The following is a 16496-nucleotide window of genomic DNA, read 5'->3' as shown; positions in this document are numbered from 1 at the left end:
ACCCTTGCCTCTGGCTAACACTTCCCCTTGCCGGGTGTGTAGAGGACTTTCACCTCCAAGTCACCAGCGAGGCCACCACAGCCAAGCTGGTTGCGCTTGCGCGCAACGCGCCATGCCTGGCGCACAAACGAAAAGGCCCCGCATATGCGGGGCCTTTGGGATGTGCGGTGTGATGACGATCGGAAAAGAAAACGCCCCGTCAGTGCGGGGCGTTATGGGCTCAATGGATCCGGTTTGACCGGCCACTCAATCGTTCGTGGCCAACCCGTTTGTTGCGGCACTTCACTCAGCTCGATGCGGTAGAACTTCCAGGCAGTCAACTGCTCGACCTGCTCTTCGGTGGCCACGCCCAGATCGACCGCGTCCTGCAGCGGTGCCACCGCCAGGCCGGCGTCCTGCATCAGCCGCTTCTGCTGGGAGCGCGCAGCGGGTAACAAGGCAGAGTCCGATGGAGGTTCATAGGCAGCGACGTCGCCATACTCACCCGCAGCGGCACGCATGAAAATCTCAGGGCCATACTCCGTGGAATCATTAGGCATTGCCGTAAAAGGCAGTTCACCTAATGTTTCTTCAACAACCATCACATTAATTGCAGTGTGTTCAGCGTTTGCCCATTGAGGATTAAATACATCAAGAAAATTCATTATAGAACCCTCAAAAAAAGACAAACCGAATCGCTATCTTGACCATCGGCATTTTGCAAACCGCCCATTAAACGCCAAGTACCTGCCGGGCTGCCATGCGAAGACTGTCCGCCTGTATCTGTATATTGTAAATTCACGCCAGCCACTTCAGTTCCGGGCACAAGGCCGACACCGTTATATACGCGAAAGATGCCATGTGATCCTACGGTGCCTGCGCCAAAAGTGGAAACAGCCCACGCTACTTTCGATAGGCCGTAGTAATCCGTCCAGATTGCATTTAGATCTAGCTCGTCAACGGTACAATGCAACTGGCCGTCTGCACCCCAACCAATTTTAACGTTATTGCCCGGAAGTTGATTAAATCCTGTCCCTTGCTGCACAGGCGTATAACCCAACAACAGTTGGTAGCCGTTGGGGTTAAAGTTGCGTTCGGTCCAGATCCTCCCGTGGTTGTCCGCATCAATCTGTAAACCAGCATCGCCCGTATCGGGTCGATAACCAATGTAGATTTTGCTGGCCCCCTGGCCCGCGCCACCGCCTTGCTGCACCGGCGTGAAACCCAATGCCGGCTGGTAAGCCGCAGGGTTAAAGTTACTGTCATTCCAGCTCGTTACCCATGACCCAAATCCTGCTCCACTGGTGATGGCGCCCCGTGAACAGACGGTGCCGGTCTGATTGTTGACGACCAATTGGAATGCGGCGTCTTGTCCAACCGCCACTATCATCGGAGACCAGTGGATACCTGGCGGATATTCAGGTGATGTTTGCAACCGGTAAACACCAGCCTCTGTAACGGTATCGAGGTCGGTTCCTTCGGGAACGTCGATGCCGCCTTGCCCCCAGCCATAGGCGCCGGTGAGCAACACATGGCCCGACGTGTCGTCGATTGGCGATGTTTGTTTAGCCAGATTGCTGGAGTCCCACAGGATCTGCCAGTCACCCCAGGTCCCGGTGGCGTGATCCCCGGTGCGGTACCGGTAGCGCGTCGGGCTGTTGGCCACTCGTGCTTCCTGGTAGGCCAGGTTGCCGAAGGAACGTTCGACATGGATCGCCAGACCATGATCGCTGCCGGGAATGTCCGGACGGTTGAGGGTGTCGGCAACAAACGTATAAGTGCCGCCAACCTGAGCCGCATTGAAGTCATTGCCCGGCAAATTAGGGGCTACGCCGCCCACGCCGAAGGCGCCATTCAGCAGCACGCGGCCCGCCGTGGCATCCCATGCGCTTGATTGTTTGACCAGTGAGCCACTGTCCCACTGGGTTTTCCAGACGGACCAGGTCGAACCGGAACCACTGCCACCGCGCGTGAACAACACACCGGTGTTGTATTGCACGACCAGCTGCAGCGTCACATCGCGACCCTCACCGACAATCATGACCGAGTTGGTGCCACCTGGCGGCCCGTTTACCGGCGTACCTTCGATGCGATAAAACCCGGCTCTGCGAACGGTGTCGAGGTCGGTTCCGGCCGGCAGGCTGATACCCGGCCCACCCAAGCCGAAGGCCCCTACCTTCATCAAGGCATCAACCGTAGCGTCATCCAGATCGGTCTGCACATCAGCCGTCGCGGCGGTTCCCAACCCAAGGTTGTCGCGCGCTTCAGCCACATCCGCGACATCGGCAAGATTCTCACTCACCGCCAGGGCGTCGGTGATGCCATAGCCGTCGAGGGTGGTCGGGTTGGTACCGGCGATCACGCGCCCGAGGGTGTCCACGGTGACGCTGCGATAAGTGCCGGCGTTGACCCCACTGGCCCCGGCGATCATCTCGAACTGCAAAGCGGTGGTGTCGAGGGTGATCGGCGCGTCGGTGACCAGTTGCCAGAGGCTATCGCCGTGGGTGGTGCCCTGCTCGACATGGACGAACAGCCCGGGGGTCACTTCCAGGCTGTTGTCGGCATCGACCGCCCGGGGCCACGCCTCGGTGCTGACCACGTAGATACCGTTGTCTTGAGCCTGGGCCTGCGCGGTCACCAGCACCCGGTCGCCGACGACCAGGGCCACACCGTCGATGGTCTGCACGTTGCTCAGGGTAATGACGGTCGTGGTCGCAACCCGTGCTGACTGCTTGTGATCGAGCTTGGCCAGTTCCTCCTGGATCTTGAGGTCCACGTATTCACGGGTGGCCAGCACCACGGCAGGGTCGATCTTCAGCACGATGTTCGCCGAGCTGCTGACGATGAAGTTCATCCGCACCACTTGGGTTTTGCCGGTGCCCTGGGCCAACAGCGGTTTATAGCTCGGCGCACAGTTGGCCACCGCTACCAGGTCGCCGTCGACGTCGTACAGGCCGATCTCGCGGATCCACTCACCACCGACTTCGGGCGGAATGATCTGTTCGGTGATGACGGTGTTGGGGTTGGCCGGATCGACCCGGATCTGGTTGATCGGTGCGCGGCGCCACTCGTTGATCAACTCGGTTTGGAGGCGATCGGGAATCGGGTCGGTGCCGTTGGCATCGCCCAGGCCCATCTCGGTAAACATCCAGTCCTGGCCCATGGCGATGGCATTGGCGTGTTTGGCTTCGCCCACCGCGGTGAGGATGGCAAAAAACTGACTGTTCTTATCAATCATAGGGATAAACATCCAAAGTATCGGTTTCATCGACGCAGAGCGCCGGGCCCAAGGCGCCGGTCACGTCGATGTCCTGCGGATCCGGTGGGTACACATCGATCTCCTCGCCCTCGTAGACACACACGGCAATGCCGAGCACGCCTTGGGTCTGCAGGCTGATGGCCAGATTGGTCATGTGCCGACTGACCGGACGAGCATCGTCGATCAGCCAGGCCAGTTCCTCGTACAGCTCTTCGGTAATGCCGGCATCATTCAGCCCGACCTCCAGCGCGAAGGTGCCGGGCACGCCTTCTGGCACCGTGTCGAACCATTCCACGACGTCGATCAGGTAACCCAAGGGTTCGACCACCCGGCGCAACGAACCGATGGTGCCCTTGCGGGCATGGACGTCGTACGCCGAACGGATCGCCGAGCGCTTGGCCTCCGGCGACCAGGTGTTGTTCCAGCGGTCCACCGACCAGGCCCAGGCGAGGTACGGCAACAAGTGCTCGGGACAGGTGTCGGCGTTGTACAAGCTGCGCAGGGGAATCAGCGTGTCTTCGTAGTTCGCGGCCTCGAGGGCCAGTTCCAGCGGGGTGCTGTTGAGCGGCAAGAGACTGCTCATGTCAGGCCCCCAGCGTCACGGTGTAGCCGGTGCAGTACGCGGCCTCGGCCTTGCTCGGCCTGATATCGGTCCAGTCCAGTAGCTCGACCCGGGCGATCCCGGGAATGTGCAATTGCGCATCGATCCCCGAACGCGCCACCTCCAGGCCCAAGCGGCGACGCGGGTTGATCCACTTGCTCAGGCGTTCCTGGCTTTCGGCCAGATAGGCTTCGTTTTCCGGGCCTGGGGCTTGCGGGTACAGCACGGCTTCAATGCTGTAGTCGATGACCACGGCACTCTGCACCGTGAGCCGGTCGGCCACCGGCCGCACATCCTCGTCATTGAGGTGCAGTTGGACCTGCTCGAGCAGCTCGGGCGAGGCGGCGCCACTGCCGTCGAGGCTGAGCACCGTGACCACCACCACGGCCGGCGACGGGCTTTCCGCCGTGGCATCGGCCACCAGGCCCGAGGCGTTGCGCGCGTGCAGGATGTAGCTGTTACGCGGCCCGGCCGTGGTCAGCCCTTCATACGACAGCTGTACTCGCTCACGCAGGGCATCGTCCTCCTCGAGCACCTGCGGCGTCGGCGGTACCGTGCTCAGGTCTTCGGCCTGAATCACCAGGCGTTGCAGATTGACGTTCGCCGCCAGGTGATCGAGGTCGGCACGCTCGGCGTGGGCCAACAGCAAGGCCTTGCCGGCGTCGTTGACCCGCGCCCGGTTCTGCAAGGCGCCATACGCGGCCTGCTCGATCAGTTTGAGCACCGGATCGCTTTCCAGCTCTGCGGTCCAGTTGTCGCCCATGCTCAGGCGGAAGGCTTCGAGTTTCTCCTGGTAGACCGCTTCAAAATCCAGGTCTTCCAGCACTTGCGGCGGCGGCAGTGCCGCCAGTTCCATGGTCATGCGGACACCTCCAACAACACATCGCTGCCCAGGTACTGCCCGGTCAGCTCAAAGGTGATGCGCCCGTCCAGAATGGCCACGGCACGCACCCGGCCCAGTTTCAGGCGCGGCTCCCAGCGGCCCAATGTGCTGGCCACTTCGGCCTGCACCGCACTCTTCCAGCCGTCATTGACCGGCAGGTCGACAAAGCGGCGCAGCTTGCTGCCGTAGTCCGGGCGCATCCGCCGGCTGCCCAATGGAGTCGACAAAATGTCCTCGATGGACTGGCGCAGGTGATCGACGCCGGAGATGAGCTGCCCGGTGCGACGGTCCAGTCCGATCATCTCGATCAGCCCTCGACCGCGACAAAGTCCTTACGGCCGCGCAAATACTCGAGCGCGACCGTATCGTCCGACGCCACCGAGACCTGCCCCTTGGCCACACGCAAGGTGCGCCCGCCTTCTGGCAGGATCAGCACCCGCGAGGTGTAGAGCGTGTCGCGAAAGGTACTCAACGTGGCCGGAACCGGCTCATCGGTCGTTGCTGATACGCCCTTGGTTTTACTGGTCATGGTTTTCTCCAGGAATAAAAAGGCCCGCACGCAGCGGGCTGTCAGTGAACGATGTCGGGTTAATGCGAATGGTGGTTGCTGTTACCGCCGGCATCCATGATCGTGCCGGCGCCGTTGATGTCGCCGGACACGCTCAGCGCGCCGTCGATGCTCACCTCACCCGCCAGCGTGATCTGGCTCGCGGCCACCCGGACCTGATCCGGCGTCACTTCGAACAACGACTCACCGACCTTGATCGTCGCGCTGCTGCCGTTGGGCAAGTCGATGCTGTAACTGCCGGCCTGCCAGTCGTAGACCAGCGAACCGCCATCGTCGAAGTACCAGGCCTCGACGTGATCGCGGTTATCCGGCGGCGCCCCGGCATTGCCATACAGCCCGGGAATGAAGGTGCCGATCGCTGGATCACCGCTGGGGCTGAACAGCGCGCCCTGCTCCCCCGGGCTCGGCGCCCGCCAATGACGGGCCTTGCCCGCGGCCAGGCTGTGCCAGCGCACCCAGGCACTGACCCAGTCACCGGCCTTGACCCGGACCCGGCCGGCAATCAGATCGACGCCGACCACCACGCAGGGCAGCAGCATGGCGGCGATCATCCGGTCGTGTTCAGCGCTGGGGTATCCCATGCCAGATCCTCCGGCTGAAAGTAGTGATCTTCGTTGCCGGTACCGGTACAGCCGTCGACGTTCAGGTACAGCGTGCCCGGAGGTTCGTTGGGCCATAACCACTCGACCTCGCCGAGATAGATCTGCTGGGTCCACTCCACCATCCACACGGTGTAGCCATCCAGCTCCGGCTTGGTCCAGTCCTGGCGCGAGGCCACGAACTGCGCCTGCTCGACGTTATCCAGTCCCCAGGTCTGCGCCCGTAGCAAAATGGCGATTTGCGCCGCCAACTGGGCGCCCAGTTGCTGATGGCGCGCCAGCTCCGGCCCGACAATAGCTCGCGCCTCAAAACGCAACACCAGCACCGTTTCACCGGTGCCGATGTCTTGCCCGGGTTCAAACTCAACCGGTTCCAGAAACACCGCCGGCAGCGCCACCCGGTCTCGAATGTCCGGACAGGTCGCGACAAATCGCACCGTGGGCAGCGCTTGGCGGAGGTGTTCCTCGATGGCCGCGTACAGCGCATCCAGCGAAAAGGCAGGATCAGCCACGAGTGCTCCCCTTCAGGTATTTATGCAGTTCAAAGTTCAGTTCCTGCTTGAGCACCACCAGCAGGCGCTCGTCAGCTTTTTTCGCCCAGGCATAAAACGGCCCCTCAACGTCTTCGAGCGAAACCTTGGCCTTGGCCAATGGAAACCGATCATCGTTTTCCGCGATCCAGCCCGAACTGGTGCCGCCGCCCGTGGACGCGGTGCTGCCGGGATAGTCGTCCGGGTTGAAATGCTTGCTCGACGTGCGGATCCAGATGTCTGCTTTGTTGCCATACACGCGTTTGTAAAAGGCGCCCTGGTAACGTCGGCCCGCCACCGAAACACCGGCCTTGCCTTGGCGGGGGCGCCCCACCCGGCTGGCTTCCATCGGATTGGTGCCAAACCAGAGTTTGCCCAACTGGCCCTGGCCTTTGATCGGATAACTGCGCAGGCGCTGACGCACTGCCCGGACAGCAATCCGCTCCTGTTTGCTGACATCGCGCGCCATGTGCGTGGCCAGCCAGCCCAACGTCTTGTTGATCGCCCGTCGTTGCGCCGCGGCAACCGCCTTGGGCACCACCTTGGCCAGACTTTTGAAGGCCTGCATATCCTTGGCCGAGAGCTGCAGCGAAACCGGGACGGCACTCATGCTTTTAACCTCAGGACCAACGCCACCAGACCATCACCCGCTGGCTCAAGGTGAATCAGGGTGTACTCGCCGCCACCGTCCAGGGCCGGCAGTTCAATCTGCACGGTTTGGGTTTTTTCCACGCCCGCTGCGTCGGCCACTCGAATGTGGAAGCACGGCTCGCGCAGGCCGGTGTTCAAGCGGCCGATCTTGGGCTGCAACCAGGGCGCCGAGAACATACCAAGCACGCGGCGACCTTCGATGTAGCCAACGTCGGCCAAGGTGTCGAACACCACGCTGTCAATTTCCTCGACCAGGTCTCGAAAGGCCATGGTCAGAGCGTCAGCAGGATCTGCGCCCGTGGCCGCGTGCACAGGTGCAACGGGTTGGACTGGGCTTCACCCTCCATGCCCTTGTTGAATGGCAAGGGTTCCAGCTTGCTGTAATACGGCAGGCCCTGGGTATTGGCGGTCTCCATGTAGTCCGCCGGGGCAAAGCAAGAGATGTACAGATCCGGCACACCTTCAGGAATCAACAACGCTTGATCGTCATGGATAAATGCCACCCCGGCGATCCGCCCGCGATAACGTTCCCAGACAATACCGCCCAGCTCGAAACTTTCCCGTGCATCACCACGCAGTTCCGCAGCCTGCATTGTGTTCTTGTAGGTCTCTTCAACTGACTTGTGCGTGACCAGCTTGTTCCAGAAATTCTTGCCGCAGAAGGCCCGCGCGCCCGAGCTGGTGACGCTGCCCAGTTCATCGTCTTGCATGTCCAGCGCTTCGGCGCACTTGACCCGGATCTTCGTCGCCGAGTCATTCAGGCCCATGGACAGGCTTTGTTGTTGCACACCAAACGCCTGATAAATGTTTAGCAGGACCGTCGAACCGTCAGCGTCCAGTATCAGGCCGTTGAGCGCGCCCATGCGTTGAAATTCATGGGTGGCATCGAGCTGACGCTTGGCTTTGCTCAGGCGCGTATTCACTACGCCTTGTACGGCCTGCAACTCGGTCGCCGTACCAAAGGCACGAATACCTTGAATCTCGTCGGCCTTGATGGTGAAACGCTGAGGCAGGTGCACGGTGTTGAACGGGATCATTTGACGCTTGCTGGCACCGACCACCAGACCCGAGGTCCCGCGCTCACCCGCTGGCACTAGGGCCAGGGTGTCACCGTCCTTTTCGATCTGCACGGTCAGGGTGGTGATGCCCTCTTCACGAAACAGACCCAGGCTGCTGATGCGACCCGGCAGGTATTCCTGCTCGTTGATCGCTGCGGTCAGCGAGGACACAGAAAAAACATCGTCGGTAAAAATGCCAATATCGGCCATGAAAGGACTCTCCAGAAAAGCAAAACCCCGCACAGGGCGGGGTTGGAAAAAGGGGGACTGACTTAGCGGGCAATTACAAACTGAGCCGCCAAGGCGACCTCGGCCTCAGCATCGAGCCCGGTCAAGTGCACCTCGCTGACCTCGGCCAGCCGTACTACCGCACTGGCCCGACGCTCTTCGGTCGACTCGCCCAGCGGCCCGTACAGGATGCAGGCCGCCACTTCGGTGCCGTCGGTGGCGACGGGATCGTAGGGCGCAAATTCATTGGTCGCGGTGACCAGCCCCAGCACCTGGCCGGCATTCAAGGCGGCACCTGCAGCCACCAGAATGCCTTCGCGGGAGATTTTCCCGGCTCCTTCGGAGAGCAGAAACTCGCCAGCGTGCAGCGTTTCGTACTTTACGGTCATGCTCGTGCTCCTTTGGCAGATTTGGATGGCCCCACGTGGGCCGCCTGACGGGCCGCCCAGATCGACGGAGGATCCGGTTGTTTCGCCAGCACCTTCGGTGCTGGGTCTTGATTGAGAGGCAAGCTGTTGTCGATTTCGAAACCGTTGCCGCTGCTGACGATCTTGTCGAACAGCCGCGCCCGCACGGCGGGTGCATCTAGCCCGGCCGCGACATATTCGGCGCTGAACTCAGGTAACCGTGCGGCGACACAGAGGTCATGCACCGCCTTGGCGCGGGTCAGACCCGCCTGGACGATCTCTTCACTTTCAAGCTTGGTCGAGCTGAGCAACGGCGCAACCAGGTTGCTGATCCCCGACTCTGCACAACGCTGAGTGATCATCAACGCTAGCTTGGCCGAATCGACCACAGGCGCGGTTGGATCGTGTGGTTCCAACTCCGGAGCCGGCTCGGGTGCCTCCTCCGATTGGTCAGGGGTTGCTTCACAATCTGTCAACACGTTGACAGCTTCATCGTCAAGCTGGGCCAGCAGTTCGGCCGGGGTGTGCTGGTAACGTTGCATCACGCTACCCTGCCCCAGACAGGCTTTAACCTGAATGCCGTCGCCCACCTCATCGGCCAGGCCCAAAGCCACCGCCTCACTAGCGGTCAACCAGGTTTCGGCGGCCACCATGTCGCGCAGCGCTTCTTCATTGATGTCCGGTGCTTTGGATTTGTAGGCCGCAATGATCGCCTCCATGGTCTGGTCGAGGACATCCGCCACCTTGCGAAAGCTATCGGCATCACCCGCCGCATAGGTCCATGGGTTGTGAATCATCAGCATCGCGTTGGACGCGATCACCACCTTGTGGGCACCGCACACCGCGACGCTGGCCGCACTCGCAGCCAAGGCATCGATACGGCCGGTGCAACGCTCGCCCAAACGCGACAGCGCGTTATGCATGGCCAGGCCGTCGAACAGATCGCCACCGACGCTGTTGAAGGCGACGATCACCGGAGAGACCCCATCATCCATGGCGCGCAGATCCTGCACGAATTGACTGGCCGTGATTCCCCAATAACCAATCTCGCCATACACGAACACTTCGATGGTGCGCTGTTCAGCATCACCGCTGGCCTGCACCGTGTACCAGCTCTTGTCCTGCACCTGGACCCGCTGGCCGGCCTTGTTGTAAATGCGCGGAGGCGTGTTGTTGCTCATGCTTGCTCCTTGTCGTCGAGCGCCTGAAGCAAATCGACGAGCGTGCTGTAATTAAGACCCTTGCCCCGAGCCCGTTCGGCATCCGCGGCGTTTTCTTCGTCCACCGTTTCGGCGTCATACCCGGTACGCAGGACCATCTCGCTGCGCGAGGCAAAACCTGCGTTGACTTCCATCGTGCGCGACTGAACATCCTGAACCGGATGGATATAGGCCCAGCCTTGCGGTACCCAGCGTGTACGCAGGTATTCACGGCGGCGCTGCGCATAGTCCGGCAGCAGCACGGCGCCGCTGAGCACCGCCATGTCCATCCAGGCCGCCCGCACCGGGCGACACAACTGGTGCACATACACCCCAAATTGCAGCTGCTCCAGACGACGGCGGAACTCGGTGAGCACCACACGCAGCGCTCGGTCATTCACTTCGCGCATGTCGCCAGTGAGAATCTCGTATGGCATCCCGGCACCAGCGGCCGCGGCCATCAACTGCTGACGCATGAAATCCGGATAGTTGTTACCGGCATCCGGAGGCGTGGAAAACTCGACCTCCTCCCCCGGCAATAGCTCCTGCATGGTTCCGGGCTCCAACGCGACCATGGGCGTGAAACCGTCCGAGGCCAGGTTCAGCGGCGCACCGGTCACCGGATCGACCGGGGTCTGAATGTCATCCGGCGACGGCTTTTTGATGAAGCCGGCGAACAGGTTGGCCACCTCCTGGCGGAACAACACCGCATCGTCGTAGTTGTCCAGGCTGCGCAGGCGCTTGAGCACCGGAGATAAACGCGGCAAGCCGCGCAACTGACCCGGCTCGACCGGTTCAAAAATGTGCAGCACCTGGCTGGCCGGTACCCGTACCAGTTGGTTGTAACCGCTGTTCAATGACGAGGCATCGCCCGGATGGGAGCGATACATCCAGTACGCGACCCGTCGACTGTCCGGACTGAACTCGATCCCGGCACGGATGATGTTGCCGTTGCGCGCCGCCTCGAACTTGTCGTGCGGGACAAACTCCGGGGCCAGCACCTGCAGCTGCAACGGCACCACCAACCCATCGTCGAGGCTGCGTGGACGCAAGCGGACGAAGCACTCGCCCGCGGTTTCAACCGTCCGAGCAATCAGCGCCTGCTGACCATAGAAGTCGGTCAGGCCATCGGCATCGGATTCTTCGACCCAATCGGCCCAGAGCTCCTGCAGCAGATGCCGAAGCTCATCGTCCTGGGTTTTCGGCCGTGGCGTAATGCCGGTGCCGATCAGGTTGCTGACCCGTTTGTCGATGATGTTGAAGGCGTAGGGGTCGTTGCGTACCGCCGCCCTGGAGCGCGAACGCAGGTTGCGCAGCGCCGGAATGGCCAGGCTGTTGAAGCCCGCGTCGGGGGCATCCCAACTGGCGGAACGGCGCCCTTCGGCGGCGCCTTCGTAACTGGCCTTGATGTTCGACGGGATCAGGAAGCCACTGCGACCCAGCGTTAGAAAGTGATGCGCCATTACAATCCCTTGCCTCCATGATAAAGCCGCACGATGCGCGACCGAGGACCGGCCGCTGCGATCAGCGAGCTGCGAATCTCGTCACGCGCTCTGAGCAGCTCGTCGATGTCTCGGTACTCAACGTTTCGATCGGCATAGCGCACGATCTTCTCGCCGCGTGCGATTGCCTTCTCGACCGCATCGAGTTGCTGTTGGGTAAAGGCCATGGGGGATCGCTCTAAAGAAAAAACCAACGGAATGTGAAACTGCACGCGTCTACTCAGCGCCGCTTGAGGTAGCCGCTGCTGGAACTTCGCCGTTGTGGGGGACGTGCAACGGCCGGTGGTGACGCCGCCGGCTTGGCCGGTTGCGGTACCGGTTCGGCAGGTTGCTGCCGAGATATCGCGGGAGTGGTGACACGCTCGGCCGTGACCGGTTTCTCGCCCGGTGGCGCAGCCTGAAACAGCGCGGCTCTCACCCGCTCCCAGTCGTGTTCCTTGTAGCGGTGCAATCCCAGGTAATGCGCCATCGCCAGGCTGTACACCATCAAATCGAGGGCCTCGTTACGCTCAGCCTTGCCCTTGACCCATTCGATTTTTTTGAAACCTTTGACGTAGCGGGTCACCTTGCGCTCGGCGACGCACTGAGCGAAGAAATCGTCCGGCAGGTCGTTGGCAAAGTGCAGCGCTCCGGGACCGTCTTCCACCGGATAGCGGTTGTAAATCCAATCCTTGGCGGTGTCGGTGCCGATGAACCAGAGCTCCACGCCCTTGCGTTCGGTCAGGCCCTTCCAGGTGACATCCATCATCGATGGCCGCTGCGCGATTACCGGGCGGCCCGGCTTGCTCGCGCCCTTGACCGCGAAGATGTTGCGCCAGCGCCGCAGCCGACAGAACTGGTACACCTCATCGGTGTGATTGCCGCCGGAGTCGATGCCGGCCGCCCGGATCGTCAGCTCCGCGCCACTGGGATGCGGATAACGCACCTTGAGTTTGTCATCGAGCACCGCCCAGGTGCGTTCGTCGGAGGGATCGCCCCAGATCACCTGATAGTCGATGATCCAGCGCTCCATGCCGGCGCCCCAACCAACCACCATGAACTCCAGCCGGTTAGCTTGAACGTCAACCGATGCCGTGAGCATCAGCACGGCGAACGACATCGAACCCAAGCCATAGGTTTCCAGGCGTGCCCGCGCCATCAGGACATCGGCTTTGGTTTGCTCTTGGGCGCTGTCCCAGACCTTGGCCAAACGGGTGTTATAGAACACCTGCATGGGCTCCAGATCGCCGCGGGACATGGCTGTCTTGGCCTTCTCGAACTGCTTGGCCAGCGAGGCCCAACCGGTCCAGCCAGGAGGCGAATACAGCGCATTGAGGTTAAAGCCGACGGTTTCGCCATCGCCCTGGGCATGGGCACGCCACTCACCCTTGGCCAACATCTCGCCCTTGTGGTGTTCTTCGATCAGCACGTCACAGTCAGGTCCGGCGCACTGGTAATGTGCCAGCTGGCAATCCGCCGAGTAATGCAGGCGCTCCCACTCGAGGACTTGCATGTGCCCACAGGTCGGGCACGGCACGTAGTAATAACGCTGGTCGCTGCTCTCGAACAGATCGGCAATACGCGAGGCGCCCCTGATCGTCGGCGAACTGGAGAAGTAGAACTTGGCGTTACGGCCAAAGGTACTGCCCCGGGTTTCGGCCAGTTCAATCGGGTCACCCTCCTCCCCGACGTCCACTACCCAGCGATCCACTTCATCGCCGTAGATGTACCGGGCTGACAACTCCGACAGATTCGCCGCCGAGCCGGCGGTGGTGACGTACAACGAACCGCCCTCGAACTCTTTGGTGTCCATGGTGTTGCGCGCATCGCGCGAGCGGTTGGCCGCCACACGCTCGCGCAACACCGGGGTGGCCTTGATGGTCTTGCCGATGCGCGACGAGACCCGCTTGGCCAGCCCCAGGCTGGGCAACAGCGTGAGAATGTTCGATGGTGCCATGTGCATCAAACCACCGATCCAGTTCAGCGCGATCTGGGTTTTCATCAACTGCGAGGCGACCATGGTCACCACGCGCTTGCAGGGGTGCGCCGGTGACAGGCAGCGCATCGGTTCGCGGGCATACGGGGTCCGCGCCGTACGGTACTGGCCGGGTTCGGCGGCGCCGGCATCGCGTGGGATACGCATGTACTCGTCGGCCCACTGATCGATCCAGAGATCTGGGTCCGGTTGTAGCCCACGGAAATGCGCCTCACGGTACACCGCTGCACCATTCGGGATCTCTGAGGGCATAGATTTAACTCGGGGTGACGGCGTGCTCTAGATCCGCCTTTGACACTCGTTCGGCGTCTTCCAGCGCTTGTCGAATGGCCGCAGTCAAAAGCCTCTCGATTTGCCAGGGGTCAGTCATCCCTGCCATTTCCGGGGCCAGGCGCGGAGGCAATCCCAGCAACTGATCACGCACTAGGCGGCCAGCGTTATAGGCTGCATTTTCCACTGCCTTTCGCTCAACGAGTGTGCCCTGCTGGGTATGAAAGTTGGCCTGCTCTTGCAAGGCCAAATAGTGTTCCCGCATAGCGCGGGCCTTCTGAAAATCCGGCGCCAGTCCCAGCTGATCAGCCTCGATTTCTTCGCCCGCGCTGGGAGCGTCGCGCTGAAGTCGCTGCTGCTCGTGTCGAGCAGCGACGCCGGCTTTACTCGGATCGCTGGTCATCGCCAGGAGCTGATCGCTAGCATTCACGTCAATCAACCCGGCGCCGTTCACAACCAGCCTTTCATTTTGGACCAATTTACTGATGTGCTGCCTCGACCAGCCCTTCAGTTCGCCGTATTCCTTGCGAGTTAAAAAAGCCATACACCCTCACCTGTTTATTTCCGGGTAACGCGTAACCTTGTCAACTTACTTGACAGGCTTCCCAAGCGTTTATCCGGGAGTTTCATTGTGAACACCTGAATAGAGCAGATAGGCGTTACGACCAGTCGTAGCGGGCCTGTGCGGAGAAATGATGGGGGGATAAGTGCAAACTTTGACGGCTCGAAATCAGGGATTTGCTGTCAACCTGTCAACCTGTGTCAACTAACTTTCAGACCCTGCCGCTAGCGCGTTTGCGCGAGTCTTATGCCCCGTGTTCCTTGGAGGTTGCCAGGGTCCCCGGTGGATTTGGAAACCTCGAAATTCCACACGCGGGTCAGGCCGAACTCAACCAATTGGCTTGCCACATGGGCGAATGTCCCGTGGCGGTTGAAGACCGTTGACGATCGCTGCGGCGTACACCGCTGCCGTTGCAGTAGGAACCGGCGGATAAGCTTCCTGCATCCGCCCGTGATCAACGCGTTTAAAACGGACGCAGTCGGCATAGACCACCACTTCCCACGATGAGATCGCTTGTTTGTGGCTCATGCTGGTATCGCTGCAATCTGGCGGACAATCTCGTCATGGATCATCTTGGCTGACCAGGTATGCGCCACGAGGTCGGTGCCAGCTTCCAGCATCGCGGCATCACCTTCTGCTGGAATGGTTGGCTTGTCGGTCAGGTCGTTGTAGCTGCCCGAGAAGTCCGAAGTCCCACTACCAGTAGCAGCACGAGCAGTGGCGGCATCGACACTCACCAGCACGGCCTTGCCGACATCCGAGGCATCGGTAATGTTGTCCGAGGTGATATCGCCTGGCGCACCACCGACATTGCTCGATCCCTTCACCACAGCCTGAAGCACTTGAAAGCCTTCAGTGATGGAGACAGGGCTACCGTAAGGCTGCCAGCCATCGGCCATGGACTCGGCCAGCTTGGCCACCAGGTCTTCAGCATTGTCGGCAACAACTGCGCCATATTGGGTGTAGGCCATTATCTAAACCTCAGGATTGAATGGTTGAACGGTGAGTAGCTGACATGCAGGCGACTCACCACAATGGAAATGGCCCGTGACGGCATAGGCCATCAGGAGCACAAGAGGCAGCACCCAAGGCCGACGCTTCACGGCGCCGAATCCGATTTGGGAAACTTGCTTTCAGCGATCCGATCAGCCCAGTGGGCGACTTTCTTCACCCCAAGAAAACCCACCCAAATGCCGACCGGCTGGGCCAACGACGGCGACAAGCCCATCAGCTCGAAGCCCCAGATAATGCTCAGGGAGAGCAAGACACACATGGGGCCTTCAATCAGTGCATCCTTCCAGGTGCCGCCGGTGTAGAACACACGCAATACGGTCATGCACAACGACAGGAAGGCCGCCCAGATGGTTTGCGAATGCTGACTCAGCCACATGAAAGCAATGGCCCAGGTATCGGGTTTCTCCGGCATGTTCGGCATCTCTGCTTCCTCCCTTTCGGGGAGCGAGAATAGGTCCGGCTCCAACAGCACTCCCAGCTCGGAGCAATGGGTGTGGTGGAGCCGAAAGCGAAAAGCCCGCACTAGACGGGCCTTGATGGCGACGTGCTACCTTCGGCGGGCTGTCGTGGAGGCAGCACCACCAACCAAAGGAGCCAATATGGCCAAGTACAAAATCGCTCATATCAAAGAGCAGGGGCAACAAATGATCATTGCCCCTCTTGATTCGGCGTTTAACAACAGAACCCAGCAAGCCAAAAACGATTTCATGGAGGCCTTCCAGATTGCCGCAACATCTGCTGGTTTGGCAGGGCGCGTAGCTCTGATCTGGAAATCAGGAAGCATGGTCCACTTTATGGCACCGCAACCATGGCATCCGTTCTTCAGAAGCCAGGGGATCTATCAAACGATCATGGCCAACATCAACAAAGAGCTGACCATCAACTGATCGAGTGTCACCCCTCTAGGGATGACTGATCGAGCTCTTTCTTCGCCGCATCAGTGGCGGACTCAAGCGCGACAATGATCGACTCAAGCGTTCCATCTTTGCGGTGCGACAGAAATGTCATGCCGCTTTTTTCGCCTTGAGACCAGATCACTTCACCGCTTTCGTTAAGTATTCGTACTTGCATGGTTGAGCCCCGAATCGAGTAGGAGGCGGATTTACATCCGCCGTCCTCTCACATACATGGACGCCCCCAGTTTGCCGAGCTTTCAATTCGTGACAACACAGACGGGGTTGAGATTGCAGCCATACATCCGGACTTTATGT

The 16496-nt window shown here is 60.6% G+C and carries 21 protein-coding genes and 1 pseudogene; 1 reads left to right on the top strand and 21 read right to left on the bottom strand.

What is annotated here, in order from left to right; genetic code table 11:
- Positions 1 to 212 precede the first annotated feature (212 nt).
- From CKW25_RS25605 to CKW25_RS25515, 20 genes and pseudogenes are all read right to left on the bottom strand, one after another.
- Positions 213 to 644, bottom strand: a complete 432-nt coding sequence (locus CKW25_RS25605) for a tail fiber assembly protein (protein WP_095083749.1) — start codon at positions 642 to 644, stop codon at positions 213 to 215.
- A gap of 1760 nt (positions 645 to 2404) precedes the next feature.
- Positions 2405 to 3217, bottom strand: a pseudogene (locus tag CKW25_RS27230) (phage tail protein); the annotation flags it as partial.
- On the bottom strand, positions 3210 to 3821 hold the full coding sequence (locus tag CKW25_RS25595; RefSeq protein ID WP_095083745.1) for a phage tail protein I: 612 nt from the start codon (positions 3819 to 3821) through the stop codon (positions 3210 to 3212). The gene CKW25_RS25595 and the pseudogene CKW25_RS27230, both read right to left, overlap by 8 nt.
- Position 3822: 1 nt before the next feature.
- Positions 3823 to 4701: a baseplate J/gp47 family protein gene (locus CKW25_RS25590; RefSeq protein WP_095083743.1), complete on the bottom strand. Its 879-nt coding sequence runs from the start codon at positions 4699 to 4701 to the stop codon at positions 3823 to 3825.
- Positions 4698 to 5024: a GPW/gp25 family protein gene (locus tag CKW25_RS25585; RefSeq protein WP_095083742.1), complete on the bottom strand. Its 327-nt coding sequence runs from the start codon at positions 5022 to 5024 to the stop codon at positions 4698 to 4700. The genes CKW25_RS25590 and CKW25_RS25585 overlap by 4 nt, the downstream gene beginning before the upstream one ends.
- A 5-nt stretch (positions 5025 to 5029) precedes the next feature.
- Entirely contained in the window at positions 5030 to 5251 is a 222-nt protein-coding gene (locus CKW25_RS25580) for a hypothetical protein (protein WP_095083739.1), read from the bottom strand.
- A 59-nt stretch (positions 5252 to 5310) separates the two neighbouring features.
- A complete protein-coding gene (locus CKW25_RS25575) occupies positions 5311 to 5871 on the bottom strand; it encodes a phage baseplate assembly protein V (RefSeq protein WP_095083737.1) in 561 nt (186 codons plus the stop codon).
- Positions 5838 to 6401, bottom strand: coding sequence for a hypothetical protein (locus tag CKW25_RS25570; RefSeq protein ID WP_095083734.1), 564 nt, complete (start codon positions 6399 to 6401; stop codon positions 5838 to 5840). The genes CKW25_RS25575 and CKW25_RS25570 overlap by 34 nt, the downstream gene beginning before the upstream one ends.
- Entirely contained in the window at positions 6394 to 7029 is a 636-nt protein-coding gene (locus CKW25_RS25565) for a phage tail protein (protein ID WP_095083732.1), read from the bottom strand. Before CKW25_RS25565 ends, CKW25_RS25570 begins: the two co-directional genes overlap by 8 nt.
- Complete coding sequence (locus CKW25_RS25560) at positions 7026 to 7340, bottom strand: hypothetical protein (protein WP_095083730.1); 315 nt, start codon at positions 7338 to 7340, stop codon at positions 7026 to 7028. Before CKW25_RS25560 ends, CKW25_RS25565 begins: the two co-directional genes overlap by 4 nt.
- A 2-nt stretch (positions 7341 to 7342) precedes the next feature.
- A complete protein-coding gene (locus CKW25_RS25555; protein ID WP_095083727.1) occupies positions 7343 to 8338 on the bottom strand; it encodes a major capsid protein in 996 nt (331 codons plus the stop codon).
- A gap of 62 nt (positions 8339 to 8400) precedes the next feature.
- Positions 8401 to 8745, bottom strand: coding sequence for a head decoration protein (locus CKW25_RS25550; RefSeq protein WP_095083723.1), 345 nt, complete (start codon positions 8743 to 8745; stop codon positions 8401 to 8403).
- Positions 8742 to 9944: a head maturation protease, ClpP-related gene (locus CKW25_RS25545; RefSeq protein ID WP_095083721.1), complete on the bottom strand. Its 1203-nt coding sequence runs from the start codon at positions 9942 to 9944 to the stop codon at positions 8742 to 8744. The genes CKW25_RS25550 and CKW25_RS25545 overlap by 4 nt, the downstream gene beginning before the upstream one ends.
- The gene (locus CKW25_RS25540) at positions 9941 to 11425 is read right to left on the bottom strand and encodes a phage portal protein (RefSeq protein ID WP_095083719.1); all 1485 of its coding nucleotides are present in this window, start codon (positions 11423 to 11425) and stop codon (positions 9941 to 9943) included. Before CKW25_RS25540 ends, CKW25_RS25545 begins: the two co-directional genes overlap by 4 nt.
- Positions 11425 to 11631 (bottom strand): phage head-tail joining protein, encoded by a 207-nt coding sequence (locus tag CKW25_RS25535; RefSeq protein ID WP_027923826.1) that lies wholly within the window; start codon positions 11629 to 11631, stop codon positions 11425 to 11427. Before CKW25_RS25535 ends, CKW25_RS25540 begins: the two co-directional genes overlap by 1 nt.
- 53 nt (positions 11632 to 11684) lie before the next feature.
- Positions 11685 to 13691 (bottom strand): phage terminase large subunit family protein, encoded by a 2007-nt coding sequence (locus CKW25_RS25530; RefSeq protein ID WP_095083717.1) that lies wholly within the window; start codon positions 13689 to 13691, stop codon positions 11685 to 11687.
- Positions 13692 to 13695: 4 nt separating this feature from the next.
- Entirely contained in the window at positions 13696 to 14253 is a 558-nt protein-coding gene (locus tag CKW25_RS25525; protein ID WP_095083716.1) for a terminase small subunit, read from the bottom strand.
- Positions 14254 to 14598: 345 nt separating this feature from the next.
- Positions 14599 to 14799: a hypothetical protein gene (locus CKW25_RS26565; RefSeq protein WP_143497495.1), complete on the bottom strand. Its 201-nt coding sequence runs from the start codon at positions 14797 to 14799 to the stop codon at positions 14599 to 14601.
- Positions 14796 to 15242 carry a DUF1737 domain-containing protein gene (locus CKW25_RS25520; RefSeq protein ID WP_095083715.1) on the bottom strand — a complete coding sequence of 149 codons (447 nt, stop codon included), beginning with the start codon at positions 15240 to 15242 and terminating at the stop codon, positions 14796 to 14798. The genes CKW25_RS26565 and CKW25_RS25520 overlap by 4 nt, the downstream gene beginning before the upstream one ends.
- Before the next feature lie 128 nt (positions 15243 to 15370).
- The gene (locus tag CKW25_RS25515) at positions 15371 to 15706 is read right to left on the bottom strand and encodes a phage holin, lambda family (RefSeq protein WP_095083713.1); all 336 of its coding nucleotides are present in this window, start codon (positions 15704 to 15706) and stop codon (positions 15371 to 15373) included.
- A 178-nt stretch (positions 15707 to 15884) separates the two neighbouring features.
- On the opposite strand from CKW25_RS25515, the gene CKW25_RS25510 reads away from it, so the two are divergent.
- A complete protein-coding gene (locus tag CKW25_RS25510; RefSeq protein WP_095083712.1) occupies positions 15885 to 16172 on the top strand; it encodes a hypothetical protein in 288 nt (95 codons plus the stop codon).
- Positions 16173 to 16179: 7 nt separating this feature from the next.
- Here CKW25_RS25510 and CKW25_RS26750 read toward each other — a convergent pair whose 3' ends face one another.
- Complete coding sequence (locus tag CKW25_RS26750; RefSeq protein ID WP_172736652.1) at positions 16180 to 16356, bottom strand: hypothetical protein; 177 nt, start codon at positions 16354 to 16356, stop codon at positions 16180 to 16182.
- Positions 16357 to 16496 lie beyond the last annotated feature (140 nt).

The sequence above is a fragment of the Pseudomonas sp. Irchel s3h17 genome (assembly GCF_900187505.1).
Taxonomy (GTDB): domain Bacteria; phylum Pseudomonadota; class Gammaproteobacteria; order Pseudomonadales; family Pseudomonadaceae; genus Aquipseudomonas.
Note: the sequence above shows the minus strand (reverse complement) of the source record. Positions and strands in the feature narration are given on the sequence as shown.

Coding starts and splice junctions, on each gene's coding strand:
- CKW25_RS25605 (WP_095083749.1), bottom strand. CDS start 644: ATGAATTTTCTTGATGTATTTAATCCTCAATGGGCAAACGCTGAACAC.
- CKW25_RS25595 (WP_095083745.1), bottom strand. CDS start 3,821: ATGAGCAGTCTCTTGCCGCTCAACAGCACCCCGCTGGAACTGGCCCTC.
- CKW25_RS25590 (WP_095083743.1), bottom strand. CDS start 4,701: ATGACCATGGAACTGGCGGCACTGCCGCCGCCGCAAGTGCTGGAAGAC.
- CKW25_RS25585 (WP_095083742.1), bottom strand. CDS start 5,024: ATGATCGGACTGGACCGTCGCACCGGGCAGCTCATCTCCGGCGTCGAT.
- CKW25_RS25580 (WP_095083739.1), bottom strand. CDS start 5,251: ATGACCAGTAAAACCAAGGGCGTATCAGCAACGACCGATGAGCCGGTT.
- CKW25_RS25575 (WP_095083737.1), bottom strand. CDS start 5,871: ATGGGATACCCCAGCGCTGAACACGACCGGATGATCGCCGCCATGCTG.
- CKW25_RS25565 (WP_095083732.1), bottom strand. CDS start 7,029: ATGAGTGCCGTCCCGGTTTCGCTGCAGCTCTCGGCCAAGGATATGCAG.
- CKW25_RS25560 (WP_095083730.1), bottom strand. CDS start 7,340: ATGGCCTTTCGAGACCTGGTCGAGGAAATTGACAGCGTGGTGTTCGAC.
- CKW25_RS25555 (WP_095083727.1), bottom strand. CDS start 8,338: ATGGCCGATATTGGCATTTTTACCGACGATGTTTTTTCTGTGTCCTCG.
- CKW25_RS25550 (WP_095083723.1), bottom strand. CDS start 8,745: ATGACCGTAAAGTACGAAACGCTGCACGCTGGCGAGTTTCTGCTCTCC.
- CKW25_RS25545 (WP_095083721.1), bottom strand. CDS start 9,944: ATGAGCAACAACACGCCTCCGCGCATTTACAACAAGGCCGGCCAGCGG.
- CKW25_RS25540 (WP_095083719.1), bottom strand. CDS start 11,425: ATGGCGCATCACTTTCTAACGCTGGGTCGCAGTGGCTTCCTGATCCCG.
- CKW25_RS25535 (WP_027923826.1), bottom strand. CDS start 11,631: ATGGCCTTTACCCAACAGCAACTCGATGCGGTCGAGAAGGCAATCGCA.
- CKW25_RS25530 (WP_095083717.1), bottom strand. CDS start 13,691: ATGCCCTCAGAGATCCCGAATGGTGCAGCGGTGTACCGTGAGGCGCAT.
- CKW25_RS25525 (WP_095083716.1), bottom strand. CDS start 14,253: ATGGCTTTTTTAACTCGCAAGGAATACGGCGAACTGAAGGGCTGGTCG.
- CKW25_RS26565 (WP_143497495.1), bottom strand. CDS start 14,799: ATGAGCCACAAACAAGCGATCTCATCGTGGGAAGTGGTGGTCTATGCC.
- CKW25_RS25520 (WP_095083715.1), bottom strand. CDS start 15,242: ATGGCCTACACCCAATATGGCGCAGTTGTTGCCGACAATGCTGAAGAC.
- CKW25_RS25515 (WP_095083713.1), bottom strand. CDS start 15,706: ATGCCGAACATGCCGGAGAAACCCGATACCTGGGCCATTGCTTTCATG.
- CKW25_RS25510 (WP_095083712.1), top strand. CDS start 15,885: ATGGCCAAGTACAAAATCGCTCATATCAAAGAGCAGGGGCAACAAATG.
- CKW25_RS26750 (WP_172736652.1), bottom strand. CDS start 16,356: ATGCAAGTACGAATACTTAACGAAAGCGGTGAAGTGATCTGGTCTCAA.